Genomic DNA, 17,359 nt, shown 5'->3' with positions numbered 1-17,359 from the left:
CGGCGCGGTGCCGTGCCTCCGGGTCGGCCTCCTCAGACCCGCGGGAGGTGTCGCCGCCACGAGCGGCGTCGCGCCGCGACGACCAGCACGGTGACGAACACCATCAGCCCCGCTCCGTGCAGGAGGTAGCTCTCCGCGGTGCTCGTGACCGCGAGCAGGACCAGGACAGCCGCCGGCCAGACGTAGGCGACGCCGGGGAACGTCGTCGCGGTCACCCAGGCCCGCGCGAACGCGAGCACGGCGGTGATGCCGAGCAGGATCGTCCCAGCGAGCCCGATCTGCAGCCAGGCGTCCACGAAGGCGTTGAGCGCCGAGGTGAAGCGCTGGCCGGCCGGGTCGATGAAGGTGACGTACGGGACGACGGCCTCTTGCGGCCACGTGCCCACCCAGCCCCAGCCCTGGATCGGGTACTGCGTCGTGAGCGACCGGATCTGCGCCCAGAGTCCGAGCCGTGTCGCCGTGCCGCCGGCGGCGCCGATCTCCGCGAGCACCCGGTGCCGTGCGATGACCCCCACCGCGATCATCGCCAGGACCGCGGCGCCGAGCACCCCGTTCACGACGGGTCGGGCGGCCGGTCGTGCGTGCCGCAGCGCCCACAGCGCGAGGGCCGTCACCGCGAGGGCGATCATGGCGAGCCCGGTGATCGGCGACTGCACGAGCATGAGCGCGATCACGGCGATGGTGGTCGACGCGACGGCGCGCCAGACGGTCACGGACCGGGTGAGGAACTCGACGACGAAGGTGACGAGGGCCATCGCGGCGATGAAGCCCATGAAGTTGCGCGTGCCCCCGATGCCCTGGATGGGTCCGCCGTAGGCGATGTCGCCGCGGATGCCGAACGCGGGGATCGGGACGTCGAGCACGAGGCCGGAGAGCACCTCGAGGCCGAGGGCGACGACGAGCAGGATCCGGAACGCGTCACCGGAGGCACGGATGACCTGCACGAGGTCGCGTCCGAGGGCGAGGTACAGGCCGAGTCCGACGAAGCACACCGTGGCCGTCAGCCCGCGCAGGGCCACCCAGGAGTACTCGCTCCAGAGGACGCTCAGCGCGCAGTACCCGACGAAGGCCAGCAGTGAGAGGGGCAGGACGCCGTGCCACTCGATCCGGTACCGCTGACCGAGGAGGCTGAGCCCGGCGAGCACCACGAGCGTGACGAGCACCGCCCACGTGCCCGCGCCGCCGACGAGCGCGGTGACGGTGGGCTCGCCGAAGGCGAAGAGGACGATCACGGTCGCGAGGGCCTGGCTGAACCGCCCGCCCGCCGAGAACCCGATCCAGGCCGAGAGGTACCGGCGCGCCTGCACGCGTCTGGTCACCCGGCTGTCCGTCACCCGTCCATCTTCGCGTACCGCGGCGACGTGCACGTGCCACCCCGCGGCTGGTCGCCATCCACGAAACGCGATATCGACGATACGCTCTCGACGTGCAGCGCTGGGGGACCGTCCGGACCGCCGTCGTCGGTGTCCTCGGCCCGGCACTCGTCGGGCTCGTCGTCGCCGTCGTCGGGTGGCTGCGGCTCGGACCGGTCGCCGCCCGCACCGTGTGGGCGGAGGACGGCGGCGTGTTCCTCCGGGAGCGGGTGGCCGACGGTCCGTGGGACCTCCTGCAGCCGTACGCCGGCTACCTCCACCTCGTCCCGCGGCTCGTCGTCGACGCCGCGTGGGCGCTGCCCGTCGAGCGGTACGCGCTCGCCCTGTCGCTCGGCTCCTGTTGCGTCGTCGGGGCGGCAGCTGCCCTCGTGTTCGTGCTCGCCCGGCCGGTCGTCGGCCCCTGGCCGCTCCGGGCCCTGCTCGCGTCGGTCCCGGCGCTGCTGCCCCTGGCGCCGTACGAGATCGCCGGGAACGCCGCCAACCTGCACTGGTTCCTGCTCGCGCTCGCTCCGTGGGTGTTCGCCTACCGGCCCCGGAGCCGGTGGTCGGCTGCCGGCCTCGCCCTCGTGGCCGGGGCCGTGACGCTCACGGAGCCGCAGGCGGTCCTCTTCGTGCCGCTGCTCCTGCTCGCCTGGTTCCCCCGTCCCGCCCGACGCGGGGGACGCCCGGACCTGAGGGCGCTGCCCGTCACGGTGGTGGCGCTCGTCGGGGCGACCGCCCAGGTGCTCGTCGCGCTGTCCACCCCGCGGACCGCGGCCTCCGCGACACCACGCCCGCTCGACATCGCGGCCGGGTGGCTCCTGCAGCCCGTCGGCGGGCTGTACCGGCCGGGCGCGACGGACGTGGTCCGGTCGGTGCTCGCGCACGGCTGGTGGGTCGCCGTCGTCCCGGCGCTCGGCATCGTGGCGCTGCTCGTCGCGGCCGTCGTCGTCGGGGGCGCTCGGGCGCGGTGGATCGTGGTCGCGATGGGCGGAGCGTCCTTCGTCGTCTGGGCCGCGGCCCTGTACGCGAACGGCGTCGACTCGCCGTGGGCGCACCCGACACCGGCGCTCGCCGAGGCCCGTCCGCTGCGCTACGCGGCGGCCAGCGGCCTGCTGCTGCTCTCCGCAGCCGCCACCGCTGCCGGGGTGCTCGTCACGTGGGCGGACGGACGGGGTGGCATCCGCGGTGCGTCGCGGTCCGGGCGGACGGGAGGCGCGGCTCGGCTCGCCGGGGCCGCCGCCGGGTGGAGCGGGGTCGCGCTGGTCGTCACGTCGGTGGTGATCGGCGTGGCTCCCCAGGTCCTGGACCACGCGCCGGCGGAGTCCCGCCGAGCCGCCGGACCGGTCTGGGCGCCGCAGATGGCGGCCGCAGCAGCCACCTGCCGCGCCGATCGGGGTCTCGACCTCGTGCGGGTGCAGACGGCCCCGTGGAGCGCGAAGGTGCCCTGCGAGCGACTGCGCTGACGGTGGTGCCGCCGTGCGGCCCGATCGGCGAACCGGGGTCGGCTGCCGACCGAGGTCAGGCGCGCTCGGACGGTACCCGGCGGAACGCGCGTCGGGCGGGCGGCGTGCGGGGCCCGTCCCCGGTCGACACGGGCTCGTCGCCGACCAGCACGATGCGGGACTTGATCGCGAGCAGCGCGAAGAGGATCCAGTTGCCCTGGTACAGCAGACGCGACTCGGCGACGGACTGGACGAGGAGCGCGACGACGACGAGGAGCGGGAAGAGCGTCACCGGGTCGAACGGACGCTGCTCGAGGCGTGCGTCGTACCCGATCCGCGTCGCGCCCGCCCAGCCCCGCTGCAGGGTCGTCAGGACGTAGACCGCGAACAGGACGAGGCCGATGACGCCGGTCTGCATCCACACGTCGAGGTACGCGTCGTGGGCCTGCAGGTACGTCACGCCCTTGCGGTGTGCGAGGTCGGCGAGGGTCGGGATGCTCGGCCACCAGTAGCCGATCCACCCCCAGCCGAGCACCGGGTGCTGGTCGACGAGCCCGAGGACCTTCGCCCAGATCTCGCCGCGGCCCGTCGCGTCCGAACCCTTGCCGAGGATCTCCGAGACCGTCCCGCGGGCGACGAAGGCGCCCGCCGCGAGCACGAGGGCGACCGCCGCGACGACGAGGTACCGCGGCGTGCGGCGCTCGGTGGGCGTCCGTCGGATCCAGAGCGCCACCACGAGCACGAGCGCGACGACGACCGCGGCCGCGGCGACCGTGGACGAGCGGGTGAGGAGGAACACCGCGGCGGCGACGACCAGCCACCCGATCGCCCGAGCCCGGCGGATCCGCCCCTCGGCGAGCTGCACCCCGACGGCGATCGCGGCGAGCAGGGCCACCATCGCCAGGAGGTTGGCGTTGCCCGGGAGCCCCTGGATGCGGCCGCCCGTGAAGAGCTCGGCGCGCGAGAAGTAGAACGCGTCCGGGATCTTCGCGTCCCCGTAGTCGGTCCACGCGGGAGCGATCGGGTGGCGGAGCACGACCGCGACGAACGCCTCGAACACCAGGGAGAGCGCGAGGACCCAGCGCATCGCGAGGCTCGTCGCGTCGAGGATGCGGCGCCAGGTCAGCGTCGAGGCGACCGCGAAGGCCACCGCGGCGCAGACCACCTGGACCACGATGCTCGGCAGGGTCGCGTACCGCCAGTGCGACCACACCAGCGACACGAGGCACCACGCGAGGAAGAACCACAGCGACCGGGGCGTCCGGGTCAGCGGGGGCCTCGCACGGACGAGGATCGTGACGCCCCACGCCGCGACGAGCGCCCAGAGGACGCCCGCACCGACCCAGGTGAGGGTGTTCGGCACCGCGTCACCGGCGAACACCACACCGAGCAGGGTGCTCGCGAACGCGAACGCCTCCCGCTCCGGAACCGTCCCTCGAGCCACCGGCCACGTGTTCGTCACGACGTCAGGGTACCGTCGTGCACCCGCCGGTAGGCTCGCCGCATGTTCCTCGGCATCACCAACACCCCGCGCGACTACGCCTGGGGATCCGTCACCGCGATCCCCGAGCTCCTCGGCCGCACGGTCACCGGCGCACCCCAGGCCGAGCTCTGGCTGGGCGCCCACCCCGGCAGCCCGAGCGTCGTGGTCAACCCGGCGATGGTCGGGGGAGCCGACACGTTGCTCGACTGGATCACCGCCGAACCCGAGGACGCGCTCGGCGCGGAGCGCAGCGGCCTGCCGTTCCTCCTGAAGCTGCTCGCCGCCGCGGCACCGCTCTCGCTGCAGGCGCACCCGACCCCGGAGCAGGCGCGCGACGGGTTCGAACGCGAGGAGGCGGCCGGCATCCCGATCGACGACCCCGCCCGGAACTACAAGGACCCGTTCCCGAAGCCCGAGCTCGTCGTCGCGCTGAGCGAGCGCTTCGAGGCCCTGAGCGGCTTCCGCCCGGTGGCCGAGACGACGGCCGACGTCGAGCGGCTCGACGCCGGGTCCGGTCGTCTCGGTCCGCTCGTCGCGCACCTCGGGCAGGGCCTCGAGGACACCGTGCGCTGGCTCGAGACCGCCGACGAGGGCGCGCTCGCCGTCGTGCAGGCGGTGAGCGACCTCGCCGCGGCCGTCCCGGAGGACGAGGCGGGGCCGAACATCCGCACGGTCCGTGACCTCGCGGCGGCGTACCCGGGTGACCCCGGCATCGTGGTGTCGCTCCTCATGCACCGGGTCACGCTCCGGACGGGGGAGTCGATGTACCTGCCCGCCGGGAACATCCACGCCTACCTCGACGGGCTCGGGATCGAGCTCATGGCGCCGTCCGACAACGTCCTCCGCGGGGGCCTGACGCCCAAGCACGTCGACGTGCCGGAGCTCCTGCACGTCCTCGACTTCACCGCCTACCCGGCACCCGTCCTCGAACCGGAGCACCTCGCCCCAGGGGTCGACCGGTTCGCCCCCGACGGCGTCGGCTTCGCGCTCGTGCGGGTCACGGGTGACGGCGGCCCGGTCGGACTCGGCACGGGTGGTGTCGCGCCCCTGGACGGCCCCTCGATCGCGATCTGCACCGAGGGCGTGGTGACGCTCGTCGGTGCGACGAGCGCGACGCTGCTCCGCCAGGGCGAGGCCTGCTACGTCACGCCGGACGAGGGCGACGTCACGGTCGAGGCCGACGCGGCGTCGGGCCTGACGTCGACGGTCTTCATCGCGACGGGTGCGTGAACACGCACGCCTGAGGCCGCTGGCGGACACCCCGGTCCGCTAGCGTGACGACCATGAGTTGGCTGGTCACCGGCGGTGCCGGGTACATCGGGTCCCACGTCGTCCGAGCGCTGCGGGCGGCGGGCATCGACACCGTCGCGCTCGACGACCTCTCGAGCGGCTTCCGCGGCTTCGTGCCGGAGGACGTGCCGTTCGTCGAGGGGACGATCCTCGACGGCGAACTGGTGCGCCGCACGCTCCGGGAGCACACGGTCACCGGGGTCGTGCACGTCGCCGGCTTCAAGTACGCGGGTGTCTCGGTGGAGCGTCCGCTGCACACGTACGAGCAGAACGTCACCGGCATGACGACGCTCCTCCGGGCGATGGCGGACGAGGACGTCACGAAGGTCGTGTTCTCGTCGAGCGCCGCGGTCTACGGCACCCCGGACGTCGACACCGTCGTCGAGTCCACCCCGAAGGCACCCGAGTCGCCCTACGGCGAGTCGAAGCTCATCGGGGAGTGGCTGCTGCGGGACATGGAGGTCGCGCGCGGCTTCACCACGACGTCGCTGCGGTACTTCAACGTCGTCGGCTCCGGCGAGCCGGACCTCTACGACGCCAGCCCGCACAACCTCTTCCCGCTCGTGTTCGACGCGCTGCTCGCCGGTCGGACCCCGCGGATCAACGGCGACGACTACCCGACGCCGGACGGTACCTGCGTGCGGGACTACGTGCACGTGGCCGACCTCGCGCACTCGCACGCCGTGGCCGCGCGGAAGCTCGAGGCGGGGGAGCCGCTCGACCGGGCGTACAACCTCGGCAGCGGCGACGGCGTGAGCGTCCGCCAGATCATGGACGCGATGGCGAAGGGCACCGGGATCGCCTTCGAGCCCGAGGTGGCCCCGCGGCGCCCCGGCGACCCCGCTCGCATCGTCGCGACGGGCGAGGCGGCGGCCCGCGACCTCGACTGGGCGATGCGGCACTCCCTGGACCAGATGGTGTCGAGCGCGTGGGAGGCGCGCCGCAGCGTCGCCCGAGCGTGACCTGATCCGGTCCTGGCGTGTCCCCCGAAACCCGGACAGAACGCGGGCGACACGCCAGGACGGGGGACATGACACGCCGGAACCGTCAGGCGCTTCTATGATCCGCGACTTGACTCTCGGGAATCACACCGCTGTAATTACAGCAACGACGGCAACCCGTCGTGGTCCGTCACAAGTCGTCAGGGGTGATCAGGGTGAACGGTTCCGACTTCAGCGCCGGTGTTCCGGAGGACTGGCACGTCGACCCGGTGTCGCTCGGCGTCCCGGGCGTCCGCCGCACGGAGACCGACGACGAGGAGAACCCGCTCGCCTGGCAGGCGGACTCGCTGTGCGCGCAGACCGACCCCGAGGCGTTCTTCCCGGAGAAGGGCGGATCGACGCGCGAGGCGAAGAGGATCTGCACCTCGTGCGAGGTCCGTGCGCAGTGCCTCGAGTACGCGCTCGAGAACGACGAGCGCTTCGGCATCTGGGGCGGCCTCTCCGAGCGCGAGCGTCGCAAGCTGCGCAAACGGGCGTAGTCGCGCCCAGGGCGCGCCAGCGCCCTGCGACTGCGCCCCTGAGGAGCCTGCGACGAAGGCGCCGGGGCTCAGCCATCTCGCTCCCCGGCGCACACCGCGCGGTGATGGCTCCCACAGGTTCACGGCGCGCCGCCGTCCGCGACGGAGCGTGCGCCTCCAGACCGTAGAGTGACGCCCGTCATGCAGCCCAGCGTCTCCCAGCCCCGTGTCACCGCGATCCTCGTCGCCGCCGACGGCGGCGACCACCTCGACCGCACGCTCGACGCGCTGGCCCGGCAGACCCGCCACCCGGAGGGCCTCGTCGTCGTCGACGCGGGGTCGACCGACGGCTCCACCGCGGGCCTGGAGTTCGGCGGCTCGGCCGCGCTCGTCCGCCTGTCGACGCGACGGACCTTCGCCCAGGCGGTGGCCACGGGCGTCCGCGAGGTCGCACCCGTCGACGGCGACGGTGCCGGTCCGGCCGACGAGTGGTTCTGGTTCCTCGGGCACGACAACGCACCCGCACCCGACGCGCTGGCCGAGCTCCTCACCGCGGTGGAGATCGCCCCGTCGGTCGTGGTCGTCGGTCCGAAGCTCGTGCACGACGACGACCCCGCCCGCATCCGCGACTTCGGCGAGAGCATGACCCGGACCGGACGGTCCCTGGTGCTCGTGCAGGACGAGCTCGACCAGGGCCAGCACGACCGGTACACCGACGTCCTCGCAGTCGCAGCGGCCGGCATGCTCGTCCGGCGGTCCGTCTGGGAGCAGCTCGGCGGGTTCGACCCGGCGCTGCCCGACGTCGACGCCGCGCTGGACCTGTGCGTGCGCGCGCGCCTCGCCGGACACCGGGTGGCGGTCGTCCCGGAAGCGAGGGTCACGAGTGCCGGCCCGGTCGAGGAGTTCGGCCGAAAGCGGCTCTCCGAGGGCAGGCGCGTCCGGCTGCACCGGCAGGCCCAGCTCCATCGCCGCCTGACGTACGCACCAGCCTGGTCGCTCTGGCTGCACTGGCTGACGCTCGTCCCGTTCGCGGTCGCCCGCGCCGTCGGACACCTCGTGGCGAAGCACCCTGCCGCGGTCGGGGGTGAGCTCGCCGCGGCGTTCGCGGTCGCCTTCGGGGGCGGGGTCGGACGGTCGCGGAGGGTGCTCGCCCGCAACCGCAGCGTCGGGTGGGCGGCGATCGAGCCGCTCCGCGTGAGTTGGCGCCGACTGCACGAGCGCCGGACGACGTCGCGCGACGTCGAGCTCGCGCGGGTCGAGGACGCCCCGATCGCACGGGCCTCGTTCCTCGGCGACGGCGGCGTCTGGGTGGTGCTCGCCGCGGCCGTGCTGAGCGTCGTGACGCTGTACCCGCTGCTCGGCTCGCCGGCGCTCACGGGCGGGGGGCTCCTGCCGCTGTCGAGCACGGTCGGTCGGCTGTGGCAGAACGTCGGCTACGGCTGGCACTCGCTCGGCACCGGCTTCACCGGTCCGAGCGACCCGTTCACCGCGGTCGTCGCCGTCCTCGGCTCGATCACGTTCTGGTCGCCGTCGACCTCGGTCGTGCTCGTGATGCTGCTCGCGTTCCCGGTGTCGGCGCTCGGCGCGTGGTTCGCCGTGCGCAAGGTCACGACGCGGACCTGGGTGCCGGTGATCGGTGCGGCGCTCTACACGATCACGCCGACGCTCGTCGGTGCGGTCACGACCGGGCACCTCGGCGCGGTCATCGCGCACCTGACGCTGCCGTGGCTGTTCCTCGCGCTCCTCGAGGCGCACCGGTCCTGGGCATGGGCCGCCGGTGCCGCCATCCTCTTCGCGGTCGTCGGTGCCTCGGCGCCGTCGCTGCTGCCCGTCCTCCTGCTCGCGTGGCTCGTCGCGCTGGTCGTCGGCTGGCGGCGGGCGCACCGCCGGGTCTTCATCCCGGTCCCGGCCGCGGTGCTGTTCCTCCCGCTGGTCCTCGCGCAGGTGGCCAGGGGCAACCCGCTCGCCGTCTTCGCCGATCCCGGTGTGCCGTCCGCGACCCGGACGCCCTCGGCGTTCCAGCTCACCATCGCGCAGCCCGTCCCGGACTGGAGCGGGTGGCTGCCCCACACCGAGGCGCTCGGGATCGTCGCCTGGGTGCTCCCGGTCGTGATGGCGGTCCTGACGCTCCCGGTGGCCGTCGTGGCACTCGGCGCGATGCTCGGGCACCGTTGGGCCGTCGCGGGCGCCGCGCTCGTCGTCGCCCTGCTCGGATACGCCACGGCCTTCGGTGCCACGCAGCTCGCGGTCACGGGCGTCGGCTCCACCACCACCATCGTCTGGCCGGGCAGCGGTCTCAGCGTGTACTGGCTCGGCATCGTCACCGCCGCGTGCATCGGACTCGACGTGCTGCCGAGGCTCGCGCCCGTCGCGGGCCTCGTCGCGACGGTCCTCGCGGGCGTCACGGTCGCGCCGGCGTTCGCGGCCTTCTACCTGCAGACGGCCACGATCGAGCCGACGAGCGGACGCGTCCTCAGTGCCTACGTCAACGCCGAGGCCCAGGCGAACCCGGACGTCGGCACGCTCGTCGTCGACCCGCAGCCCGACGGCTCGCTCTCCGTCTCGCTCGAACGCGGCCAGGGGTCGACACTCGACGACCAGTCCACGCTCGAGTCGACGGCGCTGACCCTCACCCGCTCGGGTGAGCAGCTCACGACGCTCGCGGGCAACCTCGCGAGCCGCAGCGGCTACGACCCGCGTCCGGCGCTGCGCTCGCTCGGCATCAGCTTCGTGCTGCTCGACGACGCCGGTTCCGACCCCCGGGCGCAGGCGGTGCACGACCGCGCCGCCGGGGCGATCGGTCAGGACGCGCTCTTCACGAGCATCGGCGAGACGACGAACGGCCAGCTCTTCCACTTCGACGGGGAGGTCGACCGCACCTCCACCGGATCGGCGGCCGCTCAGGCCACCCACGTGGCGTACCTCGTCGTCCTCGGAGTGGTGTTCGGCGCGGCGGCGCTGCTCGCGGTCCCGACCGCACCCCGTCGGCGCCGTGCCACCTCGAACCGCATCGAGGCCGAGGAACCCGCGACCACCTTCGACGAGGAGCGTGACGAATGAGCGCCAGCACCCCCGCCACCGTCCGCCGCTGGGTGGTCCGCGGCACCGCCACCGCCGTCGCCGTGGTCGTCGCCGCGGGCGCCGTCACGGCTGCGCACGCGATCGGCACCGGATCCACCCCGGGCCGGCCCGCCGGTCAGACGGTCACCCCCGTCGCGGCGGACGCGCAGCGGGTCTGCGCGGGCAACGCACTGCGGCTCTCGGACGACGCGGGCAACGACGCCACCAAGGCGAGCCCCGTCGGCAGCGCGACCGTGGCCACGGCGACGACGGGCGACTCCGTCGAGCGGTCCGACCTCGGCGGGGACGACTCCGGCAGCAGCGATCCCCGGCTCCTCACCGCGCCGGCCGGGTCCACGACGCCGCAGGTCGCGGGCAGCAGCTACCAGAGCGTCTCCGACGGGGACCTCGTGGGCGTCGGGGCCGCGTCGTGCGACGACCCCGCGCAGTCGACCTGGCTCGTCGGGGGCTCGACCGAGACCGGACGGACGAGTCTCATCACCCTCTCGAACCCCACCGACGTGAACGCGACGGTCGACCTCGCGATCTACGACGGCTCCGGAACCGTGAGCGCGCCGGGGACGACCGGCATCGTGGTGGCCCCGCGGAGCCAGAAGGTCGTGCCGCTCTCGGGCTTCGTCTCTGACCAGGGATCGACCGTCGTGCACGTCGAGTCCTCCGGCGGGCAGATCGTCGCGCACATGCAGGAGACGGTGGTGCGGACGCTCACCCCGGGTGGCTTCGACATCGTGTCCGGCGGCGCCGCTCCGAGCACGTCCCAGATCATCCCCGGGGTCGTCCTCGAGGGCGCCGACGCCGCACAGCGCGGTGACGACACCGCGGACGCCGCACCCGTCGTCCGGCTGTTCGTCCCCGGCGCCGCCGCGGCCCGCGTGACCCTCGGGATCACGACCGCGGACGGTGGCGGCTCCACCGTGAACGCCACCGCCGAGCCGGGCATCGTCACCGACGTCACGCTCGACGACTTCCCGGACGGCCGGTACTCGCTCACGATCAGCTCGACCGTCCCGGTCGTGGCGGGTGCCCGCACCACGACGCCGACCCAGGACGACGCGACCGACCTCGGCTGGTTCGCGTCGGCCGAACCGCTCGGGGACGACGTCGTCACCGCAGTCGCCCCCGGTGACGGTGCGGAGCTGACACTCGTGAACCCGACCCGCACGGATGCGGACGTCACGATCAGCTCCGGTGACGAGGAGCGGAAGGTGTCGGTCGTCTCCGGGGCCACGGTCACCGTGCCCGCGCCGACCGCCAAGCAGCTGACGATCACCGGCGCCGCCGGGTTGGTGGCGGGCGTGACCTACCAGAACGACGACGGGATCGCGGGTTTCCCGATCCGGCCGTCGACGGCCGTCTCGACCCCGGTGCGCGTCTACCCCTGAGCCGGGGACGCGCTGCCCGCGGGGCTGGTCCGCTGCCCCCGGTCCGTCACCAGTGCCGGTAGCGGTCCGGCGCGAGGTCCCACGGGTCCTTGTCGATGAGTTCGCCGACCGCACGGAAGACGGCGGTCTCGACGATGATCCTCCGGTCCACGTCGTCCTTCTCGGGGCTGTGGGTCACCCGCTCCACCGGGATGCGGAACACCGTGACCCGCTTGCCCGCCCGGTCGACCCGCCACCGCGGCATGCGGTCGGGCAGGGTCGGATCGGTCGGCATGTCCGCGACCTGGAACACGACGCCGGCGAGCTCGTCCGGCCACAGCTGCACGAGGTAGTGGGCGGTGTCGCCCACGATCCGGTCGAACGCCTCGGCCCGCGTGGTGAGCGGTGCGAGGTCCGGTCCGGTGACGCTCGAGCGACCACCGCGTCCATGGCGGGAGCGGCCCCGGCCACGGTCGACCGGGGTGACGAGCGGGGGCTTGCGACGCATCCCGTCATCGTACGCGGGCCCGGGGGCCCGGGACCCACCCGGTAGGGTCGGTACCGGTATGGACGTACGGATCTGCAGCAAGGTCGCCTGTGGCGCGAGCGCGTCGGCGACCCTGACGTACGACTACGGGGACTCGATGGTCGTCGTCGGCCCGCTCTCGACGCGCGTGGAGCCGCACGGCTACGACCTGTGCGCGCGGCACGCCGCGCGGTTGCGGGTGCCGCGGGGATGGCGCGTCGTCCGACGCGAGCCGCTCCGCGAAGCCGACTGAGGCACCGGCCTGGAGGCCCCGCCCGCCTGATCGACGCGGGGACGCGCTCCGTGCCTCCCGGCCGTCACCACCGCGGCGCGCTCGGTCGCACCGCGTCGCGTCCGCCGCGGGTCGCGTCCGCCGCGGGGTGCGTCCGCCGCGGGGTGCGTCCGCCGCGGGTCGCGTTCGCCGCGGGGCGCGTCCACCGCGGGTCGCGTCCACCACGCGTCGCGCCCACCGCGTGTTGACGCACGCGTGGAAGACTGGCGTCATGCCCACCGAGTCCCGCACCGAAGCACCGTTCCGCGTCGCCGACCTCTCGCTCGCCGAGGCCGGACGCCACCAGATCCGCCTCGCCGAGAACGAGATGCCGGGGCTGATGGCCCTGCGCGAGGAGTTCGGTGCCGCGCAGCCCCTCGCCGGTGCCCGCATCGCCGGGTCGCTGCACATGACGGTGCAGACGGCGGTGCTCATCGAGACGCTCGTGGCGCTCGGCGCGACGGTGCGCTGGGCGAGCTGCAACATCTTCTCGACGCAGGACGAGGCAGCCGCGGCGGTCGTCGTCGGCCCGACCGGGACGGTCGACGAACCCGCGGGCGTCCCGGTGTTCGCGTGGAAGGGCGAGACGCTCGAGGAGTACTGGTGGTGCACGAACCGGGTCTTCGACTGGAGCGCCGAGGCGGCGTCCGCCGGAGCAGACTGGATCGGCCCCAACCTCGTCCTCGACGACGGTGGTGACGCGACGATGCTCGTGCACACCGGCGCCGATGCCGAGGCGGCCGGGCGCGTGCCCGAGGCCGGACCCGACGCCAGCGCGGAGTGGCGCATCGTCCTGGACACCGTGGCGGCGTCGCTCCGGGACTCCGCCGACCGCTGGACCCGGATCGCGGCGGACATCGAGGGCGTGACCGAGGAGACGACCACGGGCGTGCACCGGCTCTACGAGCTGTCGCGCGAGGGGAAGCTGAAGTTCCCGGCGATCAACGTCAACGACTCGGTGACGAAGTCGAAGTTCGACAACAAGTACGGCATCCGGCACTCGCTGCCGGACGGGCTGAACCGGGCGACGGACGTCCTCATCGGCGGCAAGGTCGCGTTCGTCGTCGGCTACGGCGACGTCGGCAAGGGCGCGGCGGAAGCGCTGCGCGGCCAGGGCGCCCGCGTGGTCGTGTCCGAGGTCGACCCGATCTGCGCACTGCAGGCGGCGATGGACGGCTACCAGGTCGCACGGCTCGCGGACGTCGCGGGCGAGGTCGACATCGTGGTCACCTGCACGGGCAACCTCGGCGTCGTCGGGGTCGACGACATGCTCGCGCTGAAGCACCTCGCGGTCGTCGCGAACGTCGGGCACTTCGACAACGAGATCGACATGGCGGGGCTCGAGGCGCTGCCCGGGGCCGAGAAGGTCGAGATCAAGCCACAGGTGCACGAGTGGCGGCTGCCGAACGGGCGCTCGGTCCTGGTGCTCTCCGAGGGGCGCCTGATGAACCTCGGCAACGCCACCGGCCACCCCTCGTTCGTGATGAGCAACTCGTTCACCAACCAGGTGCTCGCGCAGATCGAGCTGCACACGCGGCGCGACCGGTACCCGACGGGGGTGTACGTGCTGCCGAAGCACCTCGACGAGAAGGTGGCGCGGCTCCACCTCGACGCCCTCGGTGTCCGGCTGACGTCGCTGCGGCCCGAGCAGGCGGCGTACATCGGCGTGCCGGTCGAGGGGCCGTACAAGCCGGACCACTACCGGTACTGACGGGCGGCGGCTCGGGAGGACCGGCGGAACCAGGTTCCGGACACGGCAGCGCGGAAGATCACGGTGCCGTGTCCGGAACGCGGTGTACGAGGGCCGCGGAACGCCAGCGGTGCCGCATCGCTGCGGGCTAGCGCGGGAAGCCCGGCGGCCGCGCACCGGCCGTGGCGGCGGCCGCGGCGATCGTCGCCGCGCGGCCCCGCAGCGCGCGGAGGTCCCGGTCGCGCCGCAGCGCCACGACCCCGGCCAGGAAGACCTCGGCGGGCACGGGCGGCACCGGGTGCGCGTACCCGGAGACCGCTGCGGCGAGGGTCCCCGCCGTCGCCGCGCGGTGGTCCGGCCGCATGTCGGCCGCCCCGCGGAAGAACGCCCCGAGCCGGTTCTCGAGCCGCTGCGGGAGCGTCGAGACGTCCGCGACCCGGGCCCACTCGCCGAGCTCGACCGGCATGAGCACCACCGGGTCCGTCGTCCGCCGTGCCCGCTCGTGCTGCACCACGGTGCCGGCGAGGAGGTCACCGAGCCGCCGCGGCCGTGAGCCGAACAACGCGACGAGCAGCGCCAGCGAGCCGAGCGTCCCCCAGAGCTCGAGCAGGCCGACCAGTGCGCGGGTGAAGGCGTGCCGGAAGCCGATCGCCCCGCCGTCCGTGCGCACCACGCGGGTGCCCGTCGCGTACCGTCCGACGCTCTTGCCGCGGGTGGTGGCCTCGACGGCGGCGGGCACGAGCACGAGCACGGTGACGAGCACGGCGATCTGCAACGCCGCCACCCAGCCCGTGTCGACGCCGCTCGGGACGACACGGGCGAGCCCGACGAGCAGCATGACGTACAGCGCGACGGTGCACACGGCGTCGAGGAGCGCCGCTGCCAGACGGAGTGCGATGCCGGCCGGCTGGACGTCGAGCGCGACGGCCTCACCGACGACGAGCTCGTCGACGGTGTCGTCCAGCGCCCGCACGAAGCGCGCGTCCGCGAGGTCGCGGGGCAGGGGCGGCTTCGGCATGGGATCATTCTGTCGGAGACCGGGGCGCCACGCACCGGTGCAGGATCGCCGGCACGACGCACCGGCGCCGGACCACGAGGGGGAGCAGTGGACCTCGACGCGTACAGCGACGTGCACCGTGACCGCTGGCAGGAGCTCGAGCGCCTGGCCCGCGCCCGTCCCCGGTCCGGTGCGGACGTCGACGCACTCGTCTCCGGCTACCAGGAGGCCGCGACCGACTTCGCCCGCATCCGCGGCGCCGCGCCCCGGACCACGACGGGGGACCGCCTGTCGCTCACCCTCTTCCGCGCCCGGCTGCGATTCACCGGCACCCCGGTCGACCCGCTGACCGCGGTCACGACGTTCTTCGCCGTGCAGCTCCCCGCCGCGCTGTACCGGATCCGCTGGACCACGATCTGGGTGGCCGTCGCGACGACGCTCGTCGGCGTCGTCGTCGGCGCGTGGATCATCGCCACCCCCGGCGCGGTCGACACGTTCGGCACCCCCGAAGCGCTCCGCCGCTACGCGACGCAGGACTTCGTCGACTACTACTCGGACCACGGCCTCGGAGCGTTCACGGCGCAGGTGTGGACGAACAACGCCTACATCGCCGCGAGCATGGTCGCGTTCGGCATCACCGGCGTCTTCGTCCCGTTCTCCATCGTGCAGAACGCCGTCGGACTCGGGGTCTCCGCGGCCGTCATGCAGTCCCAGGGACGTCTCGGCGACTTCTTCCTCTGGATTGCGCCGCACGGCCAGCTCGAGCTGTACTCGATCTTCCTCGCCGGTGCCGCCGGACTGATGATCGCCTGGTCCTGGATCGCACCGGGGCCCCGGACCCGGGCGCAGGCGCTCGCCGAGGACGGCCGCGCGCTCATCACGGTCGCGGTCGGTCTGACCCTGACGCTGCTCCTGTCGGGGCTCGTCGAGGGCGTCGTCACCCGCCAGCCCTGGCCGTGGCCGGTGAAGATCGGCATCGGGACGGTCGCCCTCGCGCTCGTGCTCGTCTACCAGTGGGTGGTCGGTGGTCGGGCGTACCGCGCGGGCGAGCGCGGTGACCTCGAGGAGTTCGAGCGCGGCGCGACGGCGCTGACCGCGGGGTGAACAGCGGTCAGAGGCGACCGGCCGCCTTCGCACGGATGTAGGCGTCGGCGACGAGCGGCGGCACGGCCGTGGGGACACCCCGTACGACCTCGGCACCCGCCCGGCGTGCGGCGTCCGCGACGCCCTCGGCGTCGAGCAGTGTGCGTTCGGCTGCCGCCCGTCGGTGGACGTCGCGTTCGGCAGCCCCGCCGCGTGCTGCCCCGGCCGGGAGGCCCGCCCCGCGTCCGACGGTCGGCCCGCGTGGCTCGGTGGCCGGCTCCCGGTCGCCGCTCGCCGCCGCCGCGACGGCAGGGTCGGTCACGCTCGTCACGACGACGGCGTGCCGCGCGGTCAGCCGGGGGAGCACGGCCAGCAGGTCACCGGACGCGCCGACCGAGTCGAGGCCGGAGAGCAGCACGACGAGCGCCCGTGCGGTCGTGACCGCGTCGACGACCGCCGGAACGGTGGCCCAGTCGGTGGCGGCGAGCCCGGGCTCGGCCTGTGCGAGGGCCTCGCCGAACCGCTGCACGACGTCCGTCCGGGTGGCGCCGACGACCCGCTCCCGGACGTGGTCGTCGAGCACCACGAGGTCGACGCGGTCTCCGGCTGCCGCAGCGAGCGCGCCGAGGAGCAGCGCCGACTCGATGAAGGTGTCCAGCCGCGGCTCGTCCTCGATCCGCCCGGCCCCGGCACGGCCGGCGTCGACGACGACCACGACACGACGGTCCCGTTCCGGGCGCCAGGTCCGCACCACGAGGTCCTGCCGGCGAGCGGTCGCCCGCCAGTCGATCGACCGGACGTCGTCGCCCCGCACGTAGTCGCGCAGGGAGTCGAACTCCGTGCCGTGGCCACGGAGCTGCAGCGTCGTCTCGCCGTCGAGCTCCCGGAGTCGCGCGAGCCGGGACGGGAGGTGCCGGCGGGACCGGAACGGCGGCGTCACGACGAGCTCGGCCGGAGCCGACAGGACCCGTTGTCGTGCGGCGAGACCGAGCGGTCCGAACGCCCGGACGGCGACCCCCGCGGTCCGTCGACGTCCACGACGGAACGGCGCGAAGCGGACACGAGCGGTGCGCCGTTCCCCGGACGGCACCGTCAGGCGGATGCGGTCCGGCCCGAACCCGGTCGAGGGTTCCCACATGTCCCGGACCAGCGCGCGGAGCGGGCGCGGGCCGTCGTTCGCGAGGACGAGCGTGCCGTCGGCCACGGTGTCCCGACGTGCGAGCCGGGGCATCCGTCGCTCGACGCGCACCCGTCCCAGGTCGGCCGCGAGCAGCACGTCGAGTGCCGTGGCCAGGACCACGACCCCCACCCACGCGAGGCC

14 protein-coding genes are annotated in these 17,359 nt (G+C 73.9%); 9 read left to right on the top strand and 5 right to left on the bottom strand.

Annotated elements, in window-relative coordinates:
• Positions 1-32 precede the first annotated feature (32 nt).
• On the bottom strand, positions 33-1,334 hold the full coding sequence (locus NS184_RS14670) for an O-antigen ligase family protein (RefSeq protein ID WP_152998242.1): 1,302 nt from the start codon (positions 1,332-1,334) through the stop codon (positions 33-35).
• 92 nt (positions 1,335-1,426) lie between these two features.
• Here NS184_RS14670 and NS184_RS14665 point away from each other — a divergent pair, with 92 nt between their 5' ends.
• Positions 1,427-2,818 carry a hypothetical protein gene (locus tag NS184_RS14665; protein ID WP_058726840.1) on the top strand — a complete coding sequence of 464 codons (1,392 nt, stop codon included), beginning with the start codon at positions 1,427-1,429 and terminating at the stop codon, positions 2,816-2,818.
• Between the two features lie 55 nt (positions 2,819-2,873).
• Here the strand turns inward: NS184_RS14665 and NS184_RS14660 are convergent, their stop codons facing one another.
• The gene (locus NS184_RS14660; protein WP_058726839.1) at positions 2,874-4,259 is read right to left on the bottom strand and encodes an O-antigen ligase family protein; all 1,386 of its coding nucleotides are present in this window, start codon (positions 4,257-4,259) and stop codon (positions 2,874-2,876) included.
• Positions 4,260-4,301: 42 nt separating this feature from the next.
• Here NS184_RS14660 and manA point away from each other — a divergent pair, with 42 nt between their 5' ends.
• The 5 genes from manA (at position 4,302) to NS184_RS14635 (ending at position 11,492) form a co-directional block, all read left to right on the top strand.
• Entirely contained in the window at positions 4,302-5,510 is a 1,209-nt protein-coding gene (gene manA, locus NS184_RS14655; protein ID WP_058726838.1) for a mannose-6-phosphate isomerase, class I, read from the top strand.
• 53 nt (positions 5,511-5,563) lie between these two features.
• The gene (galE, locus tag NS184_RS14650; protein ID WP_058726854.1) at positions 5,564-6,532 is read left to right on the top strand and encodes a UDP-glucose 4-epimerase GalE; all 969 of its coding nucleotides are present in this window, start codon (positions 5,564-5,566) and stop codon (positions 6,530-6,532) included.
• 185 nt (positions 6,533-6,717) lie between these two features.
• Positions 6,718-7,050, top strand: a complete 333-nt coding sequence (locus NS184_RS14645; RefSeq protein WP_083513738.1) for a WhiB family transcriptional regulator — start codon at positions 6,718-6,720, stop codon at positions 7,048-7,050.
• 180 nt (positions 7,051-7,230) lie between these two features.
• Positions 7,231-10,089, top strand: coding sequence for a glycosyltransferase family 2 protein (locus tag NS184_RS14640; RefSeq protein ID WP_152998240.1), 2,859 nt, complete (start codon positions 7,231-7,233; stop codon positions 10,087-10,089).
• Positions 10,086-11,492, top strand: coding sequence for a DUF5719 family protein (locus NS184_RS14635; RefSeq protein ID WP_058726836.1), 1,407 nt, complete (start codon positions 10,086-10,088; stop codon positions 11,490-11,492). Before NS184_RS14640 ends, NS184_RS14635 begins: the two co-directional genes overlap by 4 nt.
• Positions 11,493-11,538: 46 nt before the next feature.
• Here the strand turns inward: NS184_RS14635 and NS184_RS14630 are convergent, their stop codons facing one another.
• Complete coding sequence (locus NS184_RS14630) at positions 11,539-11,979, bottom strand: metallopeptidase family protein (protein WP_058726835.1); 441 nt, start codon at positions 11,977-11,979, stop codon at positions 11,539-11,541.
• Positions 11,980-12,037: 58 nt separating this feature from the next.
• On the opposite strand from NS184_RS14630, the gene NS184_RS14625 reads away from it, so the two are divergent.
• Positions 12,038-12,250, top strand: coding sequence for a DUF3499 family protein (locus tag NS184_RS14625; protein WP_058726834.1), 213 nt, complete (start codon positions 12,038-12,040; stop codon positions 12,248-12,250).
• A 250-nt stretch (positions 12,251-12,500) separates the two neighbouring features.
• Complete coding sequence (gene ahcY / locus NS184_RS14620) at positions 12,501-13,979, top strand: adenosylhomocysteinase (RefSeq protein WP_058726833.1); 1,479 nt, start codon at positions 12,501-12,503, stop codon at positions 13,977-13,979.
• Between the two features lie 127 nt (positions 13,980-14,106).
• On the opposite strand, the gene NS184_RS14615 is transcribed toward ahcY, so the two are convergent.
• Positions 14,107-14,976 (bottom strand): RDD family protein, encoded by an 870-nt coding sequence (locus NS184_RS14615; protein ID WP_058726832.1) that lies wholly within the window; start codon positions 14,974-14,976, stop codon positions 14,107-14,109.
• An 87-nt stretch (positions 14,977-15,063) separates the two neighbouring features.
• Here NS184_RS14615 and NS184_RS14610 point away from each other — a divergent pair, with 87 nt between their 5' ends.
• Entirely contained in the window at positions 15,064-16,059 is a 996-nt protein-coding gene (locus tag NS184_RS14610; RefSeq protein WP_058726831.1) for a stage II sporulation protein M, read from the top strand.
• Positions 16,060-16,066: 7 nt separating this feature from the next.
• Here NS184_RS14610 and NS184_RS14605 read toward each other — a convergent pair.
• Positions 16,067-17,359 (bottom strand): DUF58 domain-containing protein (locus tag NS184_RS14605; RefSeq protein WP_058726830.1); only part of this gene is annotated, 1,293 nt, incomplete at its 5' end.

Source organism: Curtobacterium luteum, assembly GCF_001475545.1.
GTDB classification, from domain to species: Bacteria; Actinomycetota; Actinomycetes; order Actinomycetales; family Microbacteriaceae; genus Curtobacterium; species Curtobacterium luteum_A.
The sequence above is the reverse complement of the archived record's forward strand: the minus strand, read 5'-3'. Positions and strand labels throughout refer to the sequence as shown.

Bases quoted from the DNA above. Each gene is read 5' to 3' on its own strand.
- NS184_RS14635 (WP_058726836.1), top strand. From the start codon at position 10,086: ATGAGCGCCAGCACCCCCGCCACCGTCCGCCGCTGGGTGGTCCGCGGC.
- NS184_RS14625 (WP_058726834.1), top strand. From the start codon at position 12,038: ATGGACGTACGGATCTGCAGCAAGGTCGCCTGTGGCGCGAGCGCGTCG.
- NS184_RS14640 (WP_152998240.1), top strand. From the start codon at position 7,231: ATGCAGCCCAGCGTCTCCCAGCCCCGTGTCACCGCGATCCTCGTCGCC.
- manA (WP_058726838.1), top strand. From the start codon at position 4,302: ATGTTCCTCGGCATCACCAACACCCCGCGCGACTACGCCTGGGGATCC.
- galE (WP_058726854.1), top strand. From the start codon at position 5,564: ATGAGTTGGCTGGTCACCGGCGGTGCCGGGTACATCGGGTCCCACGTC.
- ahcY (WP_058726833.1), top strand. From the start codon at position 12,501: ATGCCCACCGAGTCCCGCACCGAAGCACCGTTCCGCGTCGCCGACCTC.
- NS184_RS14615 (WP_058726832.1), bottom strand. From the start codon at position 14,976: ATGCCGAAGCCGCCCCTGCCCCGCGACCTCGCGGACGCGCGCTTCGTG.
- NS184_RS14630 (WP_058726835.1), bottom strand. From the start codon at position 11,979: ATGCGTCGCAAGCCCCCGCTCGTCACCCCGGTCGACCGTGGCCGGGGC.